This window comes from Xanthomonas sp. NCPPB 2933, from assembly GCF_056725225.1.
On the sequence record NZ_CM161518.1, the window covers coordinates 3,613,567 to 3,633,066 of the forward strand.

Here is a 19,500-nt window from a genome sequence, read left to right on the forward strand (position 1 = left end):
CAACTTGCACAATTCGCCTCCTGAGTCGCCCAGGTGGCGGAATTGGTAGACGCACTAGCTTCAGGTGCTAGCGGGGGCAACTTCGTGGAGGTTCGAGTCCTCTCCTGGGCACCACGACTCACGGTAGATCGTAAAAAACCTCGCTCGGGCGGGGTTTTTTGCGTTTGGTCCATACGATTGGACGATGGTCTGTCGGCATTGCTGAGCATGCCGATAGGCAGCGCCAGGACTGCGCTGGCAGTGACTTTCGACACGCGACCACCTGTTGCGGCTTTGGCGACGATGCTTGACGCCCTCACGACCGCAGCACGCTCCATGCGCACCCTCCTCTGGCTTGCCTTGCTAGCTGCCGTTTTCAGCCCGAATGCACGGGCAGACCAGACCGACAAGCACGATGCTCCTCGCCATCGCGCGCATGTGTCTTCGCACCAATGCGGTCTCAGCACGCCGTTCAATGTGCTCGCCGACAGCGGCGGTATCTGGCTTTACCGCGACAGCGATTGGCCGCGCGAAATTTTCTTCCACGGCGGCGGACTGAGCATCGACCACAAGGTGCAGCAGATCAGTGCGGCCGATGCACGACGCTTGTGGGAGATGGAGCAGCAGACCCGCGCACTGATGCCGCAGGTCGCCGGCATTGCGCACGACGTGATCGACCTCAGTTACGACGCACTCGGCGGTGTCATCGAGGTCATGACAGGCAGCGCGCTCAATGCCCGCAAGATCGAGAGGCTGCGCAAACGCGCAAGCGCCTATGTCGATGGCACTCTGGGCAAAGGGCGTTGGGATCAGAAGGCATTCGGCGGCAACTTCGCGAACTACGTCGAACATGAAGCCGAAGAGTTCAAAGGCAGCATCGCGCGCCATATGCTCTGGCAGATCGTCACTGGGCGCTCGGACGGAATCGACAAACGCGCCCAGCAGATGGAAGGCCAACTGGATGCAAGGCTCGACGCCCAAGCATCCACCATCGAGGCCAACGCAAACGCGCTTTGCACACACGTGCAAGCATTGCACCAGTTACAAGACGCGCTTGAGTTCCGCTATCAAGGCAAGCCGCTGCAAATGCTTGCACCGCTGCAGCAATACAAGTCGCGCAATGACACCGGGAATTCAGGATCCCCATCCGACAACGGCGACGCACCGCCGGACAAGGCAATCGAAGTGCAACCGATAACGAACTGATGATGTCTTACGCAATCGGCTCAGGCACATCATTGATTGCCAGGCGTGGCAGATATGCTCTTGATGGTCTGCCTGATGGCGCTCGAACGGATGAGATCCCCATTTGCCTCATATGCCTCGGCAAGGCTGTCCAGCGCATTGCTGGACGTTGGAAACAGCAGCACATTCAGTGCAAACACACGAATCGCCGCTTCTGCGCCGAGATTGGACAGAACGGTGTAGCCCGTCGTGTTGACCACAGCCTCGAGTTGATTCAGGGGGATGCTGTTGTCGGCACGCAGCGCATCAGCCACCAGCTGCGTGTCGTGATCGACAGGCGACTGCAGCGCAAAGGCAATGAGCTTCTCCGACACGGCTTCGGCAGGAAAAGTCTGTGGCGCGATGGTGGCCATGATGCTGTCGACCAGCACCCTGGACCACACACCACGCGCGCTGCCATTGGTCAGGTAAAGGATGGTGTAGCCATCGTCATCCAGAGAACCGGCGAACAGCAGCCGCACTCTCACCATCGCGCCGCCATCATGACCAACATACTGGTAGGCATCACTTGCCCCACGCTCCCAGCCGCTGGCAAACCAGCCACGCCGTCCGTTGGGCAACACCTGCGGTTGCCAGAGCTGTTGCAGCGTTGCCTTGCCGACTAATTTCCCGGTACGTATCGCGTCCATGAAGATGGCCAGATCGTCGATGCCGGTGTACAGCTCGGCATGCCCGAGGGCGTAATCGGGCCAGGCGATCTCTGGCTGTTTCTGCAGCGTTCCGTCTTTGCCAACGTAAGCACTGACCACCTCATCAGCCGGTAATCGGGAGCGTCCGAGGAAGGTATGCGCCAGCTGTAACGGCTCGATGATCCGCTCGGACACGATCTGCGAATACGGCTTGCGGTAATGCGCCTGGAGCAGCTGCGACAGCACCAGATAATTGGTGTTGATGTAGCGCGTGTCGCTGCCGGGTGGAAAGAGCAACGGTTGCCTGCCCAGCGCCGCAAGGACGGCGTGCGCAGTTGCAGGAAACGATGCGTTGGCCTCCGGCGAGCCGCTCATTTGCTCCTGGGTAAAGTACTCGGGCAACCCGGAGGTGTGGTTGAGTAGCTGGCGCACCGTGATCTTGTTCCAGCGCTGCGGCAACTCTGGCAAGTAGACCCGTGCAGGTCGATCCAGATCGATCTGGTCAGCTTCGACCAGCTGCATGATCAGCGTGCTGACCAACAGCTTGCTTACCGAGAACACTGGAAAGATCTGCTCGCGCGTGACCGGCTGTTGGCTATCGAGATCGGCAAGCCCATCGCCACCGCGAAACAGCAGCTTCCCGTTGTGGGCGACGTACACGGCCTGACCCACGATGCCGTAGCGCTGCCGATTGAGCTGCATCTGCTGCATTACGTTGTCGGCCAATGCATCGGCCGCCGCGATCAACGGCAAACACAGCGACAGAAGGAGCACAGTCTGCAACAGACGTCCCATCGCCGTCGCTGCAGGTTGTAACTCACGATGACGATGGACCTCTTGATCCAGCGTGAGCCTGCCTTGGCGCTGCATCGCATCCATGAGGCAGAAGGACTGCGGTAAACCGGTCTTAGAAGGCGTCACTGCCATTGGACTGCTCCCACTTGGAGAGCGTCAGTCTAGTGGGTGTTGACAGGCACAGCACGATTATTAGAGCGGCTCACAAACCTTAGCGAGCGACCGACTAGTGGTGGGTGAGCACAGTGGTTTTGTCAGCTGCCTTTCATTGGATGCAGTCAGAAGCCACGTCAAATACTGCGTCGGTCAAGGCCGCGATGCCCTCACCGCTCCAAACGGTTTGCTGGTTGCTTTGAGAAGCGCTACGCACACCGACCATCTCGACTGGTCCTTGCCCGCCCACCGTCGCGGGACCTTACGCGGCATGGATGCCGCGTAAGAGCCTACACGGACGTACTTGCGGCGTGTCCCGCGAGGGTGGGCGGGCAAGGGCCCTGCAGCCAACTCACAAATCATCCGCTCTGCAGTAGAAAAGCGTGTAGTCGTTTTCTTAGCCGCTCGTAATACAGCTGCGCCCTTGTCACCCGCGCTCAATGCCCACCAGCAGCCGCAGCACCACCGGCACCCGCACCAAACGGCGGTTTGGCCAGCCACAGGAAGAAGATGATCGCCAGGAACGTCCAGCCGAGCAGGTAGAAGATGTCGTTGAAGCCCATCTGCGAGGCCTGGTGGTTGATCATGTTGTTGAGCGAGGCCGCGCCGCGTTGCAGGTCGCCCTGCCCCATTGCGGCGACCTGTTCCTGCATGCCCGGCGTGTACACCGAAATGTGCTCGGTGATGTGCGCGTGGTGCACCTGGGTGCGACGTGCCCACAGATAGGTGGTCAACGATGCGGCAAAGCTGCCGCCCAAGGTGCGCAGGAAGGTGGCAAGGCCCGAGCCTGCCGCGATCTCGCGCCCGTCCAGATCCGACAGCAGAATCTGCAGCACCGGCATGAAGAACAACGCCACGCCCACGCCCATCACCAACTGCACGGTGGCCACGTGATTGAAGTCCACCTGCAGGTTGAAGTTGGAGCGCAGGAAGCTGGTGAACGACAGAAAGATGAAGGCCACGGTGGCGAGCATGCGCAGATCGAACCGCAGCGCGTACTTGCCCACAAATGGCGTCATCAGCACCGGCAGGATGCCGATCGGCGCGGTGGCCAGGCCAGCCCAGATCGCCGTGTAGCCCATGTCGCGCTGCAGCCATTGCGGGATCAGCAGACTCACACTGAAGAACGCCGCATACGCCACCACCATCGCTAATGTCCCGGCGCGAAAATTGCGATGCCGGAACAGCTTGAGATCGACGATGGGGTCCTTGTCGGTGAGCTCCCAGATCACGAATATCACCAGCGCCACCGCAGCGACGCAGGCCAGCACCACGATCTTGTCGGAGGAGAACCAATCCTCGTCGTTGCCCAGATCAAGCACCAGCTGCAGCGCGCCGACACCAACCACTAGCAGGATCAGACCGATGTAATCCATGCGCGGCTTTTCAAGTTGCTCGGGGCGATGGCGCAACTGCGAACCCACGATGCTGCTGGCGATGATGCCTAGCGGCACGTTGATCAGAAAGATCCATTCCCAACTGTAGTTGTCGGTGATCCAGCCGCCCAGGATCGGGCCGGCGATCGGTGCCACCACGGTGATCATCGCCAGCAAGGCGAGCGCCTGCCCGCGTTTTTCGCGTGGATAGATCGACACCAGCAGACTCTGGGTGATCGGGTACATTGGCCCGGCAACAAATCCCTGCAGCGCACGCGACACCACCAGCATGCCCATGCTCTGGGCCAGCCCGCATAGCAACGAAGCAACGGTGAAGGCCAGTGTCGACCACACGAACAACTTGGTCTCGCCAAAACGCCGACTCAGCCAACCGGTCAGCGGCAAGGCAATCGCGGTGCTGACCGCAAACGAGGTGATGACCCAGGTGGCCTGCTGCGAACTGGCACCGAGATTGCCGGCGATGGTCGGCAACGACACGTTGGCGATGGTGGTGTCCAGCACCTGCATGAACGAGGCCATCGCCAGGCCCACGGTGCACAACGCCACGCTCGCCGGGCGAAAGCCGGCGGCGGGCGCAGGCGCCGAGGGGCCGCCGGGCGCGGTGGGAGCTTGCGAAGACATGCTGGCTTAGCCCGCCTTGGAAACAGCCTGCGCGGGCAGGTTGTCCTGGATGATGCGTTGGATATCCGCGTCGGCAGCCTGCAACTGCTGCGCATACACGTCGGTGGAAAATACCGCGCCGTTGGCGAACTTGGTCGGCAACACGCTGCCCTGCTGATCGTGCAGATTGACCTCGACCTTCATCGACAAGCCAATGCGCAAGGGATTGCCGGCCAGTTGCTTGGCATCCACCGCAATGCGCACCGGCACGCGCTGCACGATCTTGATCCAGTTGCCACTGGCGTTTTGCGCCGGCAACAGCGAGAACGCGCTGCCGGTGCCCAGGCCCAGGCTTTCGATCCGGCCGGTGTAGTTCACGCCGCCGCCGTACAGATCCGAATGCAATTCCACCGGCTGGCCCAGACGCATGTGCTTGAGCTGAGTTTCCTTGAAATTGGCTTCCACCCACACCTGCTCCAGCGGCACCACCGCCATCAGCACGCTACCGGGCTGCACACGCTGGCCGAGCTGCGCCGAACGACGCGCCACGTAACCGGACACCGGCGCAATCACACCGGTGCGCGCATGGTTGAGATAAGCTTGACGCAGCTGCGCGGCAGCCGTCTGCACGTCTGGCTGATTCGCCACCGCGCTGTCATCCACCAATGCGCGATTACGCTCGAAGCTCTCGCGCGAACCGCTCACCGCCGCTTCGGCCGCAGCGAGTTCTTCGCGGGCATGCGCCAGTTCTTCGTTGGAAATCGCGCCGCTGGCCGCCAGATCCTTACGCCGTGCGAAGTCGGCGCGTGCACTGCGCAACGTGACCTCGCGCGAGGACAATTCGGCCTGCGCGCCTTCCACACTGCGATACAGACCGCGCACCTGACGCACGGTCTTGGCCAGGTTGGCTTCGGCCTGCTGCAAGGCGACGGCAGTATCGGCCGGGTCCAGCTGCACCAGCAACTGGCCGCGCTCCACGCGCATGCCGTCTTCGGCGCCGATGCTGACCACGGTGCCGCCCACCATCGGGGTGATCTGCACCTGGTTGCCCTGCACATACGCGTCGTCGGTGTCTTCGTGCCAGCGGCCGACCAGGAAGTACCACACCACAAGACCGATGATCGCCAGGATCACCACAATGGCCACGATGCGCAGCGCCGCACGGCGCTTGCTGGGCGCGGCCGGCGCAGGTTGGGAAGAAGTTGCAGTCGTCTGGCTCATCGTTGCTGTCTCAGGAATTCGGTTGTGCGGAAGTGGTCGCGGCGTGTGCGGTGTCGCGCGCAGGTTCCGGCGTGAATCCGCCGCCCAAGGCGCGCTGCAACCTCACCGAGGCCAACAGTTGTTGCGATTGCAGGCTGGCCATGCGCTGGCGTGCGAGCAGCAATTGCTCCTGCACGCTGAGCACTTCCAGATAGCTGCCGATGCCGGCGCGGTAGCGCTGTTGTGCGAGATCGAAGGCGGCAGTGACGGTCTGCACTGCCTCGTCCTGCGAGCGTGCGCGCTGCTCCAGCGAACGCACTGCGTTGACCTGGTCGGCCACCTCGCGCAGCGCATCGAGCACCTTCTGGTTGTAGTCGGCCACCGCCAGGTCGTATTGCGCATCGCTGCCGGCCAGATTGGCGCGCAGCTTGCCGCCATCGAAGATCGGCAAGCTCAAGGCCGGGGCGACCACGCCAAACAGCGATGCACTTTCCAGCAACTGGCCGACATCCCGGTTCACCAGCCCGCCCAACGCGGTGATGTTGAAGCTGGGATAGAAGCGCGTCTTGGCGACCGCAATGTTTTTATCTGCCGCTTCAACGCGCCAGCGCGCGGCGACCACATCGGGGCGATGACCCAACAACTCGGCCGGCAATGCACTTGGCAATTGCAGCGCGCCTGCGCTGCTCAAGGTGGGGCGCGCGATATCCAGCCCGCGGTCCGGGCCCTGCCCGACCAACGCGGCCAACGCCGTGCGCGCTTCGTCGATCTGCTGCTGCGCCGATTGCAGCTGCTGTTGCGCAGCCGGCACGCGTGCCTGCGACTGACGCACCTGCAATTCACTATCGATGCCGGCGCCGCGACGTTGCCGAGTCAAATCCAGGGTCTTCTGCGCGCGCATCAGCTCATCGTTGGCCACATCGTGCAAACGCCACGCGTAATCGAGCTGGGCATAGGCTTCGGCGATCGCCGCCGACAGGTTCAAACGTGCCGCCTGCGCATCCACATCGGCCGCATGCGCCTGGTCCACTGCGGCTTCCCAGGCGGCGCGCTTGCCGCCCCACAGGTCCACGCCGTAGCGGAAATCCAGCACTACCTGGCCGTTGCCGCCGAACTTGCCGCCGCGTTCCTCGCCCACCACCGATTCGGGCAACTGCACGCCGGCATAGCCACCGGACACCGACAGGCTCGGGCCGCGGTCGGCCTGCGCGGTGCCGATGCCTGCCTGCGCCTGGCGCAGGCGCGCATCGGCCGCCGCCAGGCTGGGGCTGCGCTGCAGGCCTTCGGCAATCAGCGCGTTCAATTGCGGATCGCCCAAGGCGCGCCACCAATCGCTGGCCGGCCACGCCGCCGGGCTCAGGGTGGTTTGCGCCAGCATGCGCTCGGCATGCAGCGCGCCCGGTTCCAGCACGGCACCTTGCGGGGCCAGACCACGACTGCTGGCGCAGGCGGCCAATGCCAGCGTCAAGGCGGTCAGCACAAGCGGCCGCGCAAAGCGCGTTGAGCGCAGGCGCAACATCTGGATCGAGGAACTAGCAGCGTTCATGAGTTGAGTGCATCGCGGACACGGATGAGAAGAGAGGTGAGTTGTTCGCGCTCGGGCGCGGCCAGATCGCGCAGACCGTGCTCGATGGCGCGTTCGCCGCGCAGCTTCAGGCGCTCCCACAAGGCCACGCCCTGTTCGGTCATGACGATCTGCAGCGCGCGCCGGTCTTGCGCATGCGGCTCCCGCCGCACTGCGCCCAGCGCTTCAAGCTTGTCGAGCAGCCGGGTCACCGCGCTCGGGGTCTGGTCCAACGCAAGCGCCAGTTCGTTGGCCGTACACGGCGAACGCACTGCCAGAATCTTCAAGCCGACGTAGTGGCTGAAACCGAAGTCGGGCAGTTCGCCCTTCATCTCGGCATCGAGCTGCCGCATCAGCGCGTCGCGCACCTGGCGCAGCAACAAGCCGAACGACGGCGAGGTGGAGGAGAGATCGTTCATGGCCGGCTATTTTCTTCCGGAATATATATTTGTCAATGCAAATATGTCGAAAGGGATTAAACCGCCTGCAAGGATCGCCACGATACGCGCGGGTCTGCCTGGCCTGGTAATACAATTGCGCCAATGACTATCGAAAACCCGCCAACGACGGTCGATGCCTTGCCTCCGGGCGTGCGCGCCAGCTTCGAGTGGGCCGATGGTCCGGAAGTGATCGCTTTTTTGGCCGATCTGCATGCGGTATGGGCGCCGGAGACCGCCCCGCACGCGCATGTGCGCGGCCAGCTGATGTATGTGGAGCACGGCGTGCTGACCGTGCATACCGAACAGGGCACCCTCTCATTGCCGCCGGGCTGCGCCGGCTGGATGCCGCCCGGCCAGCAGCACACCGTGGAGCTGGCCGGGCCGATGCGCGGCTGGGGCGTGGTGGTGCGGCCGGATGTCTGTGCCGCCCTGCCCGCCCAGGGCGGCGTGATTCGCCTGACCGGGCTTGCGCGCGAAGTCATCATGCGCGCAGCAGGCTGGCCGCTGGACCAGCCGCTGGATGCCGCCCGGCAACGGCTGGCCGCCGTGCTGCTGGACGAGCTGTGCCAGGTGCAGATCGACCACCTGCACCTGCCGATGCCAGCCGACCGCCGGCTGCTGCGCATCGCCCGTCAGTTGCTCGACACCCCCGCCGACCCGCGCCCGCTGGATGCCTGGGCCGATTGGGGCGGGCTGTCGCCGCGCAGCCTGAGCCGGCACTTCCGCAGCGAGACCGGGCTGAGTTTCGCGCAGTGGCGGCAGCAGGCCAGGCTCGCCGAAGGCCTGCGGCGCTTGAGTCAGGGCAGCGCGGTGGCACAGGTCGCCGACCAGCTCGGCTACAGCAGCCCCAGCGCTTTCGTCAGCGTGTTCCACCGCCATTTCGGCGCCCCGCCCACGCGTTATCTGGCCGGTGGCCACGCGCGCGGCTTGGCATCCCCCGCCGCATCCGGATAATCGGCGCTCTTCGAGCTCGCGCCTGGCGCGCGGGTTCCTCTTTCGTAGGACCTGGCTTCGCAATGACCGATCTGACCCGCCCCACCTTCCATGGCTTCGAGCAGCTGCCGCTGCGCGAGTACGCCGAACGCGCCTACCTCGACTATTCGATGTACGTGGTGCTCGACCGCGCCCTGCCGTTCCTGGGTGACGGCTTGAAGCCGGTGCAGCGGCGCATCATCTTCGCGATGAGCGAGCTGGGCCTGAACGCCGCCGCCAAGCCGAAGAAATCCGCACGCACCGTGGGCGATGTGATCGGTAAGTACCATCCGCACGGCGACAGCGCGTGCTACGAAGCGCTGGTGCTGATGGCGCAGCCGTTTTCGTACCGTTACCCGCTGATCGAAGGCCAGGGCAACTTCGGTTCCACCGACGATCCGAAGTCGTTCGCGGCGATGCGCTACACCGAATCCAAGCTGACCCCGATCGCCGAAGTGCTGCTGGGCGAAATCAGCCAAGGCACCACCGATTGGGCCGCCAACTTCGACGGCACCCTGGAAGAGCCGACCTGGCTGCCGGCGCGCCTGCCGCACCTGCTGCTCAACGGCACCACCGGCATTGCGGTGGGCATGGCCACCGACGTGCCGCCGCACAACCTCAACGAGATCGTCAGCGCGCTGCTGCGCCTGCTCGACAACCCCGATGCCACGGTCGCCGAACTGTGCGAGCACGTGCTCGGCCCGGACTACCCGACCACCGCCGAAATCATCACCCCGGTGGCCGACCTGCGCGCCATCTACGAGACCGGCCATGGCAGCGTGCGTGCGCGCGCCACCTACAAGAAAGAACACGCGAACATTGTCATCGACGCGCTGCCGTACCAGGTCTCGCCGTCCAAGGTGATCGAGCAGATCGCCCAGCAGATGCGCGCCAAGAAGCTGCCGTGGCTGGAAGACATCCGCGACGAATCCGACCACACCAGCCCGGTGCGGGTAGTGCTGGTGCCGCGCTCCAACCGCGTCGATGCCGAGCAGTTGATGGGCCACCTGTTCGTCACCACCGACCTTGAGCGCAGCTACCGCGTCAATCTCAATGTGATCGGCCTGGATGGCCGGCCGCAGGTGAAGAATCTGCGCCAGTTGCTGAGCGAGTGGCTGACCTTCCGCAGCGATACCGTCACCCGCCGCCTCAACCATCGCCTGCAAAAGGTCGAGCGCCGCCTGCACCTGTTGGAAGGCTTGTTGATCGCCTTCCTCAACCTGGACGAAGTGATCCGCATCGTCCGCAGCGAGGACGAACCCAAGCCGGTGTTGATGGCCAAGTTCGCACTCAGCGAGGAACAGGCCGAATACATTCTGGAAACCAAGCTGCGCCAGCTGGCGCGCCTGGAAGAAATGAAGATCCGCGGCGAGCAGGAAGCCCTCGCCAAGGAACGCGCGCAGATCCTAGCCATTCTCGAAAGCAAGACCAAGCTGAAGAAGCTGATCAAGGACGAACTGACCGCCGATGCCAAGAAGTTCGGCGACGCACGTCGCTCGCCACTGGTGCAGCGTGGCGCGGCGCAGGCGATCGACGAAACGGAGATGGTCGCCAGCGAACCGATGACCGTGGTGTTGTCGGAAAAGGGCTGGGTGCGCGCGGCCAAGGGCCACGAAGTGGATCCGGCCGGCATGTCCTACCGCGATGGCGACAGCCTGCTGGCCGCAGTGCGCAGCCGCAGCACCCATCAAGTGGCGTTCCTGGATTCGGAAGGCCGCGCCTACTCCACCGCAGTGCACACCCTTCCCTCGGCGCGAGGCAATGGCGAGCCGTTGACCGGGCGGTTCTCGCCCGCTTCCGGCGCGTCGTTCCAGGTCATGGCCAGCGCCGACAACGCCACCCGCTTCGTGCTGGCCTCATCGCACGGCTATGGCTTCGTCACCCGCTTCGAAAACCTCACCGGTCGCAACAAGGCCGGCAAGGCGATGCTCAATCTGACCACCGGCGCGCAAGTGCTCACGCCGGCGCAAGTGATCAACCCGCAGAGCGATCGCATTGTCGCGGTCACCAGCGCCGGCAATCTGCTGGCGGTGGCGGCCAGCGATGTGCCTGAGCTGGACAAGGGCAAAGGCAACAAGATCATCGAGATCCCCAAGGCCAAGCTCGGCACCGAGCGCGTGGTGGCGGTGGTGGCGGTGGCGCCGGGCAACACGCTGCTGGTACGCAGCGGAGCACGCACCATGAGCCTGTCGTTCAAGGATCTGGATACGTATGTGGGCGCGCGTGCGAGCCGCGGGGCGTTGTTGCCGCGCGGGTGGCAGAAAGTAGATGGGCTGGAAGTGCAGTAACGCTTGTTCACCTAAGCGGCGCGCGGCGGCGCGTTCGATGCTGTCGTCGCGCCCTCGATTAGTTCGGCTTGGAACATCCAAACGACGCTGAAGTTCAAGCTCTGCGTCGTCTTGAGAGGTCATCGAACGGTGCGGATGCGTCGGTTGTAGAGCGGATGATCTGCGGCTTGGCTGCAGGGTCCTTGCCGGCCCACCATCGCGGGACACGCCGCAAGTACATCCATGTAGGCTCTTACGCGGCATCCATGCCGCGTAAGGTCCCGCGATGGTGGGCGGGCAAGGACCAATCAAGATGGTCGGTGTGCGTGGTTGCGCGCGGTGTCTGCCAGGCAGCTGTGCGATGAGTTGCGGTCTGATCAGCTCCTTTCGAGCGGCAATATCACTCCTATTTTCGCCATCACATCACTGGTCAACGCAAGACAACAAGACAACATCATGGACACAGATTTCTGGCTGCAGCGGTGGCAGGACGGTCAGACCGGCTTCCATCAGGACGAGGTGATGCCGCTGCTGCAAAAGCATTGGCCGGCGTTGCAGTTGCCGAAGGCTGCCCGCGTGCTGGTGCCGTTGTGCGGCAAGACACTGGATATGCATTGGTTGGCCGCGCAAGGCCATCGCGTGCTGGGTGTGGAAGTATCGCCGTTGGCAGTCACGCAGTTCTTCGATGACGCAGGCCTGCAACCGCAGCGACACACCAGCAGCGCCGGCGAGCACTTTATTGCCGGCCCGATCGAAATCATATGCGGCGATGCCTTTGCACTGGACGTAAGCGTGCTGGCCGATTGCAGCGCTGTCTATGACCGCGCTGCATTGATCGCCCTGCCTGCGGCGCTACGTCGGCGCTATCTGGAGACCGTCTATGCGCACCTGCCCACAGGCTGCTGCGGTCTATTGATCACGCTGGAGTATCCGCAAGCCGAAAAAGCCGGCCCACCCTTCTCGGTGGATGCTGCCGAGGTGCACGCATTGTTCGACGCGCAGTGGCAGGTGCAGGCGTTGGAACACCGCGACATCCTGGATCAGGAGCCGCGCTTCCGTGCCGATGGCGTTACCGCACTGTCGACCGGGGTGTATCGCCTGCAACGCAACTGACGATCGCGTTCGAACGCGCTGTCGCGCCCGAACGCCGTCTTCGCATCAGTCGGCCGCTGCATGTTTCGCACAATGCGCGAGTCGCAATCCAATCGAGACCGCGTGACCTTGCACCACGCGGTGGTTATGCACACGCGCGCAATGCGCCAAGCAAGACACCGCAGCAGACGGTCGGTAGATGACGCAAGCAGCGCAGCAATCGCGATGCACAGCGCGGCACCTGCCGACTGCGAAGCTGTGCTGCGCCAGCTCTTCGGCTGCGCAGCGCCCAGTCGCCCGACTCAGCCGGCCACGTGACCCTTGTCGATCTTCGAGGTCTGGTACAACTCCAGGCCAATGCGCTTGATCAGGCCGAGCTGCTGCTCCAGCCACCAGGCGTGGTCTTCTTCGGTGTCCTGCAGCTGCTTGAGCAGCATGTCGCGGCTGACGTAGTCGCCATGTTCTTCGCACAGCTTCATGCCGGCGGCGAGCGCAGCGCGCACTTCGTATTCCACCACCAGATCGCGCTCGAGCATCTCCACCACGGTCTTGCCGGGCGCAAACTCAGACGGCCGCATGTCCGGGTCGCCTTCCAGGAACAGGATGCGCCGCAGCAGCGCGTCGGCGTGCTCGGTCTCTTCCTGCATCTCGTGATTGATGCGCTCGTACAGCGCCATCAGGCCCTGATCTTCGTAACGGCGCGAATGCAGGAAATACTGGTCGCGTGCCGCCAGCTCGCCGCGCAGCAGCTGCTTGAGGTAATCGACGACTTCGGGATGGCCTTTCATGGTGTGCTCCAGCGACGCAATGCGCGCATGGTGCCCTAAGCCGCCGGGCAATGATCTAATCGGAATCACTTTCAGTTGCGTTGCCACCAGACCCGCCACCGTCATGACGGCGCACCACACTTTGACCGAGCTCAAGGAATCGACAATGCGCAAATGGCTGGGCCGGCTGCTGCTGGCAATCGTGGTGTTGGGCGTGGCGGCCGTGTTGGCCGTGTATCTGTTGATGCGTGGCAGCCTGCCGCAGCTGGACGGCAATAACGCACTGCACGGCCTGGCGGCGCCGGTCAGCGTGCAGCGCGACCGGTTGGGCGTGGTCACCATCGATGCGGCCAGCCAGGTCGATGCCATGCGCGCGCTCGGCTATGTGCACGCGCAGGAGCGCTATTTCGAGATGGATCTGATGCGCCGCGCGCCGGCCGGTGAACTCTCCGAGCTGTTTGGCGCCGCAGCGCTGGACCTGGACAAACGCAATCGCGTGCATCGGTTGCGTGCACGCGTGCATGCCAGCCTGGACATTGCTGCAGGCAGCCAGCGCGCAGCATTGCAGGCCTATACCGACGGCGTGAATGCGGGGCTGGCGACCTTGCGCGTGCGTCCATGGCCGTACCTGCTGCTGCGGCAGACACCGCGCGCGTGGACGCTGGACGATTCCATCCTGACCGGCATGGCGATGTACGCCGACCTGCAGGACAACGACAACCAGACCGAACTGGCCATCGCACGCATCCGCGCGGTGGTGCCGCCCGCACTGGCGGCGCTGCTCGATCATCAGGGCTCCAGCTGGGATGCACCGCTGTTCGGGCCGGCACTGGGCGATGCGGCGCTTCCGGATGCGGCAACGCTGGATCTGCGGCGTTTGCCGCATCCAGCCGCTGCACCACGCGCCGAACAACCGACCCCGGGCAGCAACAACTTCGCCGTGGACGGCAGCCTCACCCGCGATGGTCGCGCCATCGTCGCCGACGACATGCACCTGGGCCTGCGTGCGCCCAACATCTGGTTCCGCGCGCGCTTGCGGTATCCGGATACCAGCGCGCCCGAGGGCAAGGTGGATGTCACCGGCTTCACCCTGCCCGGCCTGCCGGCGGTGGTGGTCGGCAGCAATGCGCACGTGGCCTGGGCGTTCACCAACAGCTATATCGATACAGCAGATTTTGCGCGGATTGCGCCAGCCACGCCCGGGCATCCGCAAGCGCTCACCACGCATGTCGAAACGATTCTTGTGGCAGGCGCTGCACCGGTAAGTTTTCCTGTCCGCGAGGCGATCTGGGGCCCGATCCTGCACGAGAATGCCGACGGCAGTTTGCTCGCGCTGCGCTGGGCCGCGCAGCTTCCCGGCGCAATCCGCCTGGATTTCGCGCAGATGAGTAGCGCGGCGGATCTGCAGGCGGCCTTTGCGGTGGCGGATCGCTCGGGCATTCCCGCGCAAAATCTCGTACTGGCCGATCGCAGCGGGCGCATCGCCTGGCGGGTGATCGGCGCGCGTCCGGCACGCAATGCGGGGTGCAGCCCGAGCGGTATTGCCGAACTTGCAACCTCGGCGCAGGAGTCGAACGAGGCATTGCCTGCGGCTGCTGGCGCGGTCGCTTCCGAACCTGCGCCGACCGGCTGCGTGCCATGGCCCGTGCGCAGCGACGATGCACCCGCCTTGATCGACCCACCCACGCACCGGCTCTGGACTGCCAACAGCCGCATCGTCGATGCGCAACAGCTGGCGACACTCGGCAATGCCGGCTACGACCTGGGCGCGCGCGCGCAGCAGATTCGCGACGACTTGTTCGCAAAACAGCGTTTCAACGAACTGGATCTGCTTGCCATCCAGCTCGACGATCGCGCCGTGCTGCTCACGCGGTGGTGGCAGTTGTTGCGCAGCGTGGTCGAACACAGCAAGGACCCGGCGCTGCAACAGATCGAAGTCGCCACGCGGCAGTGGGACGGGCATGCGTCCACCGGCTCGGTGAGCTATCGCATCGTGCGCGGTTTTCGCAGCATGACCATCGATGCCGTGGAAGCCGGACTGCTGGCACCGGCAAACGCTGCGCTTGGCGATGACTTCGTGCCGCCGCGTCGCGCGCAGTTGGAAGGCATCGTCTGGCCGATGCTGCAGCAGCGCCCTGCACATTTGTTGCCGCCCACGTACACCAGTTGGGATCAGCTGCTTGCCGATGCTGCACGCGGTGCGCAGACGGATTTAGCTGCGCAGGACGGCCCCTTGAGCGAGCGCACCTGGGGCGAGCGCAATACCGCCGCGATCTGCCACCCGATCGCGCGCGCCTTGCCTGCCCTCGCCAAGCGCTGGCTGTGCATGCCGCCCGATCAACTGCCCGGCGATCGCGACATGCCGCGCGTGCAAGGCCCGGCCTTCGGCGCCTCCGAACGCATGGTGGTCTCGCCAGGCCACGAACGCGACGGCATCGTGCATATGCCGGGCGGCCAGAGCGGACATCCGTTGTCGCCGTTCTGGGGCGCGGGGCATGACGATTGGGTGCATGGCCGGCCGACCCCGTTTTTGCCGACGGCTACGCGTTACACGCTGCGATTGCAGCCGAATTAGGCGTGATTGCGTTGTCAGATCTGTCGGGTACGGGTCTCGGCGGAAGCGTAGAAAAAGAAGCACAGAAATGAAGCGCAGGAAGAGGTGGGCTGCAGTAGCCCCTCTCCCGCCGGGAGAGGGGTTGGGGTGAGGGTACGGGCGCATGCCATGCAACCGATGGCATGCGATGCAGCTCATCCTGCACTAGCTTCAAGGGGCTCCCTGCATGACAGACGGCACGATGCTGCGCCCGTACCCTCATCCGCCCTTCGGGCACCTTCTCCCGGCGGGAGAAGGGATGCGCTGCGCGTCTGCGTGTCCATATGTCTGAATTTCTGCGTTCTGCGTTCTACAAATTCTGCACGTCTGCAAATCTCCACCCTGCACCTCTCAACACCTACGCCCGGCTCAACACCTACACCCGGCCACCTCTAGTGTTGGGGGACACCTGGATTGATAAACCGGAATAAGCCGAAATTGGCCGGGAAAAAATGGCACGAAACCTAGACGCGGCAACGGTCTTGAGCGGCAGTGCAGCACGATTGCGCGCGCCGGCTTAGGTTTGCGGAATGCAGCCCAAAGTGCGAAATAGACAGATGAAGTGCGAAATGCCCGGATGCGGTGAGCCGCCTTCGAAGGGCATTTGAAGATGCTGTCAGCCAGCCATCCTGTTTGATGCGCAAAACCCTTCCCTAGCAAGGGTTTTGGCGTTTAAAGACTGCCGCAGCGGTGCCCCGGCCGAGTCACGGTGCCCCAGCTTGAGGCTTAGCGTGAAAGCCACCGTGTCAGACCCGCCAGGCAGGCTGCGACTGCTGCCCCGCCAAAAGCCAGTACAGCTAGTTCCCAGAGGGGCGCTTGGCTGCCCATGTACTGCACGGTGAATATCGGTGCCAATCCTTTCGGCCGGCTTTGCCAAAGAGGCACCAGCCTGAAGAAGATGTAGGCGGCTACAATCAGCAAAAAATAGATACCTACCAGACGACCGAAGTTAAAAAACGGCTTTTTCTGCGCTACTGGGCTCATACCGATGTGCACGGAGCCGTCAGCATGGACGGCAATCCCCCCGCGATCAGCAGTCACGTGCCGCACGTGCTCGGCACTGCCCTTGGGCGTTTGGGACTTGGCGAGCAATTCCCGCATTTTCCGCACGTTTTCTTGGCTTTCATCGCTCATTGCTTGCTCCTGTTAGCGCGCCGGGGGCGCAAAAGCTGAGTCACAGCCGGTTTGCATGTTCTCGATCCACTGGGCGAGCCAAGTGTGCAGCGCAGCGAGCTGGTCGTTGTCGAGCTCCTGGATGACCTGGGCACCCGTGGCGTACACGAAAGCCTGGATTTCGTCAGAAAGTCCGTAATAACGGCTCTGCCGGCCAATCTGCGCCAGCAAGTTGCGGCGTTGGATCGGATAAGGGAGTGGCGGCGTACAACTCTGCTGTCGCTCCTCCCTGGCGGTCTGCACCAGCGCCAAGGCGCCATCGATGCTGTGCCTGAGCCCATCGAGATTGGAAAACGCTGCCGATTGCTGCGTTTTGGCCCTATCGAGCAGTTTTCTTACCTGATCCACCCACATCCCTTCTGCCATGTTCTGTCTCTCCTATCCCGCGTGCAGCGGGTCTTGCGAACGCCAGTACCTGGGCGCTTGGCAGGCCGTTGACCAAGGCGTCGTGGATGAGCGAGACGAGCTGGGCGTAGTCGGCTGGCTCTAGCCTGCCCCCGTCCAACGCCTCCTCGGCCAACTGAATGGCCAGTGTGAGGGACTCCAATCGCGGAGGCTGAGACAGAGAATGTGCGGCGGTCTCATCTGCCGGAAAACCTTTGTCATCAAGGGCTTTCAAGCGTTCCGAGCCAGCGCCACTAATTAGCCAGTTGGCGTTCCAGCCCTCATCAAGCAACGGCTTGAGCATGAGTGCATCCGGGACCCGTTCATTGCGCTCGTAGCTTGCGTATGTGCGCTTTGCGATGCCCATCAACTCGGCCATGTCCTGCTGATTGCGAGAGGCACGTATTTGCTTCAAACGCGCACCAAGGTCATTTCGCACTTCCACCCCCTAAAGCGCGAAGGCCCCGCAGTAAGGCGGAAAGGAGCTTCGCACTTTCAGCAAGCCCATGGTTTCTAAGGGAAAAAACCGAACGGGAACGTTCGTTCCGCACGGAACGGAAGTGCGAAGCAATTTCGCGCTTGACTAGGGGAACAAACGTGCTCAATATCTGCCTCATAGACACCGCCAACGGACAACGCGAAACGTGACGGCATTACCGACACCAAAAAAAACCAGCCTCAACGACTGGCACCCGGCCGAAGTCGGAGCACAGCTGCGCATGAAGGGCTACTCCCTGCGCCAGCTGAGCATCCTCAACGGCTACGACAATCCGAACAGCCTGGCTAAGGCATTGCACCGGCCTTACCCGCTGGCCGAAGCAATCATTGCCGAGGCGCTGGGGATCAGCGCCACGGAGATCTGGCCGAGTAGGTATGGCACGGACGGCAAGCCGAACCGCAAACGCGGTCAGAAGGCTCTTCTTCCTGTTGATGCAAAGCCTAGCAGGCTGCGCGCGGCCCGCAATCCACAAAGTGGAGCAGCGTAATGAATACCGCCCCCCTCTGCCCGATCACCCCGGCGCGGCTCGATCAATTGATGGCTGAGATCTTCTTTGCCGGTCGCTCGGCACGCAGCCCGGAATACCAGCAGGGCTGCCGTGCAGCGCTGAGCCAGCGTCTGGCGGGAGTCACCCTCTCCAACCAATACGCCGCCGGTACGGCTGCAGCGGACGCCTGGTGGGCCGGCTGGGATGAGGGAGTCATGCAGGCCGATGTACGCCGTCCGCGCGAGCCTGTGCGACCCGACGATCTAGCGCGCCTCAACGCCGTTCCCGCCAGCGAACGGGGTATCCAGTGGTACCGAGATCAACGTGAGGCTCTCACGGGAAAGAAGACCGGTCCTTGGCGTCCTGAATCGACACAAGAACAAGGAGCGCTCTGAGATGCGCAGCCAGTTGTCGGCAATCAGCAAAGTCACGGCCGGCCATTTCCGTCGCAACACGGAACAAGGCATCGGGTTCGACGCTTGCAAACCTGTGCAGCAGCTCATTCACGGCCTCGCTAGCTCCTTCGTACATCGGCAGGGGCTGCTTCATGGGATCTCCGTTGTTGGGGTGGATATGGGTCGCTCCGGCCAGCCTAGCAACGGCGGTTCCGCCTTTACACACCTGGCCCAGGTCAATGGGTGGGGATCAGCCGGTCAGTGCCCCGCGTCCGACAGCGCGAAAACACCGGCAGTTCGAGAGCAGGTCCGCCACGTTGTGGCAACCGGTGGCATGCCGGTGAGCACCTCCGCCTGTGCGATCGAACGCGCAGCCGTCGGTGGGGGTATCGGGCGATGAACAGGACTACACGTCGTCGAGCCGATGCCCTCACCAGCGACATGTTCGCGGTGCCACGTCCGGCCGCTCAAATTCCGGGAAGCATGGATTTTCGCCAGCCTATCAGCCTGCTGGTCGGGGACATGCTCAAAGACGCGCATGCCGCCGGCATCGACCGGTTTGAAATTGCCGCACGTGCCAGCCGGCTGGCCGGGCGTGACGTGTCCAAAGCGATGCTCGACGGTTACACCGCCGAGAGCCGCGAGGAATTCAACGTACCTCTCTGGCTGGCACCGGTGCTGGAAGTGGTGTGCAGCAGCACCCGCCTGGCCGAGTGGCACGGCGGCGTAGTCGGCGGGCAGCTGTTGCTCGGCGCCGCCACTCTGGACGCCGAAATCGGGCGACTGGAACGTGAGAAACACCGTGCCACCGAGCAAATCCGTGCCCTGAGAGATCTGAGCAGGAGGTCGCGTTGATGGTTGGCGATAGT

The 19,500-nt window shown here is 63.4% G+C and carries 17 protein-coding genes and 1 tRNA gene; 9 read left to right on the top strand and 9 right to left on the bottom strand.

What is annotated here, in order from left to right; translation table 11 throughout:
• The first annotated feature begins 27 nt into the window (after positions 1–27).
• Both AC1PLU_RS14830 and AC1PLU_RS14835 read left to right on the top strand, forming a co-directional pair.
• Positions 28–114: transfer RNA gene (locus AC1PLU_RS14830), tRNA-Leu, on the top strand.
• Between the two features lie 201 nt (positions 115–315).
• Positions 316–1,185, top strand: coding sequence for a DUF2884 family protein (locus AC1PLU_RS14835; protein WP_481094409.1), 870 nt, complete (start codon positions 316–318; stop codon positions 1,183–1,185).
• A 29-nt stretch (positions 1,186–1,214) separates the two neighbouring features.
• On the opposite strand, the gene AC1PLU_RS14840 is transcribed toward AC1PLU_RS14835, so the two are convergent.
• From AC1PLU_RS14840 to AC1PLU_RS14860, 5 genes are all read right to left on the bottom strand, one after another.
• The gene (locus tag AC1PLU_RS14840; RefSeq protein WP_481094408.1) at positions 1,215–2,780 is read right to left on the bottom strand and encodes a serine hydrolase domain-containing protein; all 1,566 of its coding nucleotides are present in this window, start codon (positions 2,778–2,780) and stop codon (positions 1,215–1,217) included.
• Positions 2,781–3,238: 458 nt separating this feature from the next.
• A complete protein-coding gene (locus AC1PLU_RS14845; protein WP_115038057.1) occupies positions 3,239–4,819 on the bottom strand; it encodes a DHA2 family efflux MFS transporter permease subunit in 1,581 nt (526 codons plus the stop codon).
• Positions 4,820–4,825: 6 nt separating this feature from the next.
• Entirely contained in the window at positions 4,826–6,019 is a 1,194-nt protein-coding gene (locus tag AC1PLU_RS14850) for an HlyD/EmrA/EmrK family protein (protein WP_115038055.1), read from the bottom strand.
• Positions 6,020–6,029: 10 nt separating this feature from the next.
• Positions 6,030–7,517, bottom strand: a complete 1,488-nt coding sequence (locus AC1PLU_RS14855) for an AdeC/AdeK/OprM family multidrug efflux complex outer membrane factor (protein WP_481094516.1) — start codon at positions 7,515–7,517, stop codon at positions 6,030–6,032.
• 23 nt (positions 7,518–7,540) lie between these two features.
• Complete coding sequence (locus tag AC1PLU_RS14860; protein ID WP_006453275.1) at positions 7,541–7,981, bottom strand: MarR family winged helix-turn-helix transcriptional regulator; 441 nt, start codon at positions 7,979–7,981, stop codon at positions 7,541–7,543.
• A gap of 123 nt (positions 7,982–8,104) precedes the next feature.
• On the opposite strand from AC1PLU_RS14860, the gene AC1PLU_RS14865 reads away from it, so the two are divergent.
• From AC1PLU_RS14865 to AC1PLU_RS14875, 3 genes are all read left to right on the top strand, one after another.
• Complete coding sequence (locus tag AC1PLU_RS14865; protein ID WP_481094407.1) at positions 8,105–8,956, top strand: AraC family transcriptional regulator; 852 nt, start codon at positions 8,105–8,107, stop codon at positions 8,954–8,956.
• A gap of 62 nt (positions 8,957–9,018) precedes the next feature.
• Positions 9,019–11,262, top strand: coding sequence for a DNA topoisomerase IV subunit A (gene parC / locus AC1PLU_RS14870; RefSeq protein ID WP_023903461.1), 2,244 nt, complete (start codon positions 9,019–9,021; stop codon positions 11,260–11,262).
• Positions 11,263–11,697: 435 nt separating this feature from the next.
• Positions 11,698–12,354 carry a thiopurine S-methyltransferase gene (locus AC1PLU_RS14875; protein WP_481094406.1) on the top strand — a complete coding sequence of 219 codons (657 nt, stop codon included), beginning with the start codon at positions 11,698–11,700 and terminating at the stop codon, positions 12,352–12,354.
• A 281-nt stretch (positions 12,355–12,635) separates the two neighbouring features.
• On the opposite strand, the gene bfr is transcribed toward AC1PLU_RS14875, so the two are convergent.
• Positions 12,636–13,121: a bacterioferritin gene (gene bfr / locus AC1PLU_RS14880; protein WP_043889738.1), complete on the bottom strand. Its 486-nt coding sequence runs from the start codon at positions 13,119–13,121 to the stop codon at positions 12,636–12,638.
• 145 nt (positions 13,122–13,266) lie between these two features.
• On the opposite strand from bfr, the gene AC1PLU_RS14885 reads away from it, so the two are divergent.
• Positions 13,267–15,675 (top strand): penicillin acylase family protein, encoded by a 2,409-nt coding sequence (locus AC1PLU_RS14885; RefSeq protein ID WP_481106612.1) that lies wholly within the window; start codon positions 13,267–13,269, stop codon positions 15,673–15,675.
• Positions 15,676–16,419: 744 nt separating this feature from the next.
• Here the strand turns inward: AC1PLU_RS14885 and AC1PLU_RS14890 are convergent.
• Genes AC1PLU_RS14890 through AC1PLU_RS14900 form a run of 3 tightly spaced genes read right to left on the bottom strand, consistent with a single transcriptional unit; the run spans position 16,420 to position 17,629 of the window.
• Positions 16,420–16,827, bottom strand: coding sequence for a hypothetical protein (locus AC1PLU_RS14890; RefSeq protein WP_481106613.1), 408 nt, complete (start codon positions 16,825–16,827; stop codon positions 16,420–16,422).
• 12 nt (positions 16,828–16,839) lie between these two features.
• Positions 16,840–17,232 (bottom strand): hypothetical protein, encoded by a 393-nt coding sequence (locus AC1PLU_RS14895; RefSeq protein ID WP_481106614.1) that lies wholly within the window; start codon positions 17,230–17,232, stop codon positions 16,840–16,842.
• Positions 17,186–17,629: a hypothetical protein gene (locus AC1PLU_RS14900; protein WP_481106615.1), complete on the bottom strand. Its 444-nt coding sequence runs from the start codon at positions 17,627–17,629 to the stop codon at positions 17,186–17,188. The genes AC1PLU_RS14895 and AC1PLU_RS14900 overlap by 47 nt, the downstream gene beginning before the upstream one ends.
• Positions 17,630–17,894: 265 nt before the next feature.
• Here AC1PLU_RS14900 and AC1PLU_RS14905 point away from each other — a divergent pair, with 265 nt between their 5' ends.
• The 3 genes from AC1PLU_RS14905 to AC1PLU_RS14915 all read left to right on the top strand — a co-directional run bounded on the left by AC1PLU_RS14905 (position 17,895) and on the right by AC1PLU_RS14915 (position 19,486).
• Entirely contained in the window at positions 17,895–18,236 is a 342-nt protein-coding gene (locus AC1PLU_RS14905) for a helix-turn-helix domain-containing protein (RefSeq protein ID WP_481106616.1), read from the top strand.
• The gene (locus AC1PLU_RS14910; protein ID WP_481106617.1) at positions 18,236–18,631 is read left to right on the top strand and encodes a hypothetical protein; all 396 of its coding nucleotides are present in this window, start codon (positions 18,236–18,238) and stop codon (positions 18,629–18,631) included. The genes AC1PLU_RS14905 and AC1PLU_RS14910 overlap by 1 nt, the downstream gene beginning before the upstream one ends.
• Before the next feature lie 483 nt (positions 18,632–19,114).
• Complete coding sequence (locus AC1PLU_RS14915; RefSeq protein ID WP_220357745.1) at positions 19,115–19,486, top strand: hypothetical protein; 372 nt, start codon at positions 19,115–19,117, stop codon at positions 19,484–19,486.
• Positions 19,487–19,500: the final 14 nt, after the last annotated feature.